Source organism: Luteibacter sp. P4_E6 (assembly GCF_056401535.1).
The window spans coordinates 1-4,095 of record NZ_JBFUJE010000352.1 but is presented as its reverse complement, the minus strand read 5'-3'; the positions used below and the strand labels follow the sequence as shown (position 1 = coordinate 4,095).

Genomic DNA, 4,095 nt, shown 5'->3' with positions numbered 1-4,095 from the left:
GCTCTCCTTCCACTCAACCGTATCGTCGTGAAAGACCTTGGTGTCCACCCTCGAGGCGAGTTCCGCACAAGTGGAGCGGCCGTAGGCCAATAAGAACAGGGGCCGCGGAGCGGCCTTTCCTTCTCGAACGCGGAGGACGTGTCTGAGCCGCGAGGGTGGGCACCAAGGTCTCCTCGCGAAGCGCCCAAGTGTAGAGAGCGATGGCAAAGCCGAGCCCGCGAGGCCGAAGGCGAGCCTTCTTAGTGGCCTGTCCCGCAGCGCACAACGCCTTCGGCGGCCTCCCCTGCCTATACTCGGGTCGAGCCCCATGGCGGGCTCCCACAACTTGGGGAGGCTTCGATGCTGCAACAGTACGGTTTATGGATCGCGCTGGCATGTGCGGTCGTTGCGATTCTGTACGGCGCGTTTTCGGTCAGCTGGGTGCTTGCCAGATCGCCAGGCAACGAGCGCATGCAGGAGATCGCCGCGGCCATCCAGGAAGGCGCACGCGCATACCTCAACCGCCAGTACGCCACCATCGGCGTCGTCGGCATCGTCCTTCTGCTCCTTATTGGTGTCTTCCTCGACTGGGGAACAGGCATCGGCTTCGCGCTGGGGGCGCTCCTGTCGGGGGCTACCGGCTACATCGGCATGAACGTGTCGGTTCGTGCCAATGTTCGTACCGCCGAGGCCGCCAGAAGCGGCCTTTCTTCTGCCCTCGCGGTAGCTTTCCGTGGCGGCGCCGTCACCGGCATGTTGGTCGTGGGACTCGCCCTGCTCGGCGTCGCGGGCTACTACGGCATCCTCCTGCACATGGGGTATGAACGCACCCACGCGCTGCACGCGTTGATCGGCCTGGCCTTCGGTTCGTCGCTGATCTCGATTTTCGCTCGCCTCGGTGGTGGGATCTTCACCAAGGGYGCCGACGTSGGCGSSGATCTSGTCGGCAAGGTSGAAGCCGGCATTCCSGAAGAYGAYCCRCGCAAYCCGGCGRTSATYGCSGAYAACGTSGGCGAYAACGTCGGCGACTGCGCCGGCATGGCSGCCGACCTSTTCGARACCTACGCCGTGACCCTGATCGCCACCATGCTGCTCGGCGGCGTGATGGCGACCGAGACCGGTCCGTCGGGGGTGCTGTTCCCGCTGGTGCTGGGCGGGGCGTCGATCATCGCGTCGGTGATCGGCACGTTCTTCGTGAAGACCCGCGGCGGCAAGATCATGAATGCGCTGTATGCCGGCGTCTTCGTTTCCGCCCTGCTCGCCGCGATTGCCTTCTGGCCGATCACCCAGTCGATGATGGCGGATTCCGCCTATGGCGCCGGCCGCATTTACGGCTGCGCGATCATCGGCCTGGTGCTCACGGGGGCCATGGTGGTGATCACCGAGTACTACACGGCAACGGAATACGGGCCGGTGCGCCATGTGGCCAAGTCGTCCACCACGGGCCACGCGACGAACATCATCGCCGGCCTCGGCGTCTCGATGAAGTCCACGGCCCTGCCTGTGCTGGCTGTTTGCGCGGCCATCTGGGGCGCCTTCGCGTTCGCCGGGCTGTACGGGATCGCCATCGCGGCGACGGCCATGCTCAGYATGACCGGCATGATCGTGGCGCTGGACGCGTATGGCCCGATTACCGATAACGCCGGCGGCATCGCCGAGATGGCGGACCTGCCGCCCGAGGTGCGCGGCGTCACCGATCCGCTCGACGCCGTGGGCAACACGACCAAGGCCGTGACCAAGGGCTATGCCATCGGTTCGGCCGGTCTCGCCGCCCTCGTGCTGTTCGCCGATTACACGCACAACCTCAACGAACACTTTGGCGGCACGGAGATACGCTTCGACCTTTCCAACCATTACGTGATCATCGGCCTGCTGATCGGCGGTCTGATTCCGTACCTGTTCGCGGCCATGGCCATGGAAGCGGTGGGTCGCGCGGCAGGCGCCGTGGTCGAGGAAGTGCGCCGCCAGTTCCGCGAGATCTCCGGGATCATGGAGGGCACGACCAAGCCTGACTATTCCCGCGCGGTGGACATGCTCACGCGTTCGGCGATTCGCGAAATGCTGGTGCCTTCACTCCTTCCGGTGCTGGTGCCGGTGGTGGTGCTCTTCGGCTTCAAGTGGCTGGGCGGCTCCGAGGCGGGCGCGCAGGCGCTGGGTGGCGTGCTGATCGGTACCATCGTCACCGGCCTGTTCGTTGCCATCTCGATGACGACCGGTGGCGGCGCCTGGGACAACGCCAAGAAGTACATCGAGGATGGCAACTTCGGTGGAAAGGGTTCGGACGCGCACAAGGCCGCCGTCACCGGCGACACCGTGGGCGACCCGTACAAGGACACGGCGGGCCCGGCGGTGAATCCGCTGATCAAGATCATCAACATCGTGGCGCTGTTGCTGATTCCGTTTCTCTGAGCCATGCGGCCTCTGACTTGGTAGGAGTAGCCCGGAAGTCATGGGCCTTCGGGCCCGCCGGGTAAGCTATGGTCCGGGTTCCGCTCAATCTCGGAACCCGGAACCATGCATCGACGCTGGATTGCGCTCGTCATCGCCCTTACCTTCAGTGGCATGACTCAAGCCCACGACACCCCGCATACCGCCGCTCCCGCCACCCAGGCCGGAGCCGATGACGAAAATCTCTGGCTGGACGATATCGACGGCGCCAAGCCGCTCGAGTGGGTCAAGGCGCGTAACGCCGAGACCGTGGCGAAGTACGCCGAGAGCCAGGACTTCAAGACGCTGGACGCGCGCCTCCTGGAGATGCTCGATTCCGACGCGAAGATCCCGATGGTTTCGAAGATCGGCGACCACTTCTACAACTTCTGGCGCGACAAGCAGCACCCCAAGGGCCTGTGGCGCCGTACCACGCTGGCCGAGTACCGCAAGGACAAGCCGGCCTGGGACACCGTGATCGATCTCGATGCGCTCGCCGCGTCCGAAAAAGAGAACTGGGTATGGCACGGCGTGCAGTGCCTGAAGCCGGACTACCGCCGCTGCCTCGTCTCGCTGTCGCGCGGCGGTGCGGATGCCGACGTGATCCGCGAGTTCGATCTCTCGACCAAGGGCTTCATCAAGGACGGCTTCGCCCTGCCGGAGGCCAAGAGCCAGGTCGCCTGGATCGACGACGACCATATCTATGTCGCCACGGATTTCGGTCCGGGCTCGATGACCACCTCGAGCTACCCGCGCATCGTCAAGGAATGGAAGCGCGGCACGCCGCTGGCTTCCGCTCAAACCGTGTACGAAGGTAAGGACAACGACCTTTCCATCTCGGCCTATCGCGATCGCACGCCGGGCTTCGAGCGCGATTTCGTGCAGCGCGCACTGGAGTTCTACAGCTCCGAGACCTTCCTGCGCGGCAAGGACGGCTCGCTGACGAAGATCGACGTGCCCAACGACGCCGAGACCGATGTCGAACGCGAATGGCTGCTTGTCGAGCTGCGCACGGCGTGGACGGTCGGCGGCAAGACCTATCCCTCCGGCTCGCTGGTCGCCACGAAGTTCGACGATTTCATGGCTGGCAAGCGCGACTTCACCGTACTTTTCACACCCGACGAGCACACGTCGCTGGCGGGTCATTCGTGGACGCGCCACCATCTGATCCTCACCGTGTCGCACGACGTGGTCACCCAGATCAAGGTCCTGACGCCAGCCGATACCGGTGCCTGGAAGGAAGATACGCTCAGCGGTGCACCGGCCCTCAGCAACATGCAGGCCGGCGGTATCGATGCCGACGACACGGACGAATACTTCCTCACCGTGACCGGTTTCCTGCAGCCCACCACGCTCTATTACGGCACCCTCGGCCAGGGTGAGCGCGAGGCGATCAAGCACAGCCCGGCCTTCTTCGATGCCTCGAAGTTCGTCGTCAGCCAGCACTTCGTCACCTCCAAGGACRGCACCAAGGTGCCCTACTTCGAAATCGCGCCGAAGGCCCTGAAGGCCGACGGCACTAACCCGACCCTGGTCTACGGTTACGGCGGTTTCGAGATATCGCTCGAGCCGGCCTATGCCGCGGGTGCCGGACGCGCCTGGCTGGAAAAGGGTGGCGTTTACGTCATCGCCAATATCCGCGGCGGCGGCGAATACGGTCCCCGCTGGCACCAGGCGGCGTTGAAAGCC

2 protein-coding genes are annotated in these 4,095 nt (G+C 64.6%); both read left to right on the top strand.

The features are described 5' to 3' along the window. Window positions 1-339 precede the first annotated feature (339 nt). On the top strand, window positions 340-2,388 hold the full coding sequence (locus AC1DT2_RS16975) for a sodium-translocating pyrophosphatase (protein WP_477297637.1): 2,049 nt from the start codon (window positions 340-342) through the stop codon (window positions 2,386-2,388). Between the two features lie 105 nt (window positions 2,389-2,493). Next, window positions 2,494-4,095 (top strand): prolyl oligopeptidase family protein (locus tag AC1DT2_RS16970; protein WP_477297636.1); only part of this gene is annotated, 1,602 nt, incomplete at its 3' end.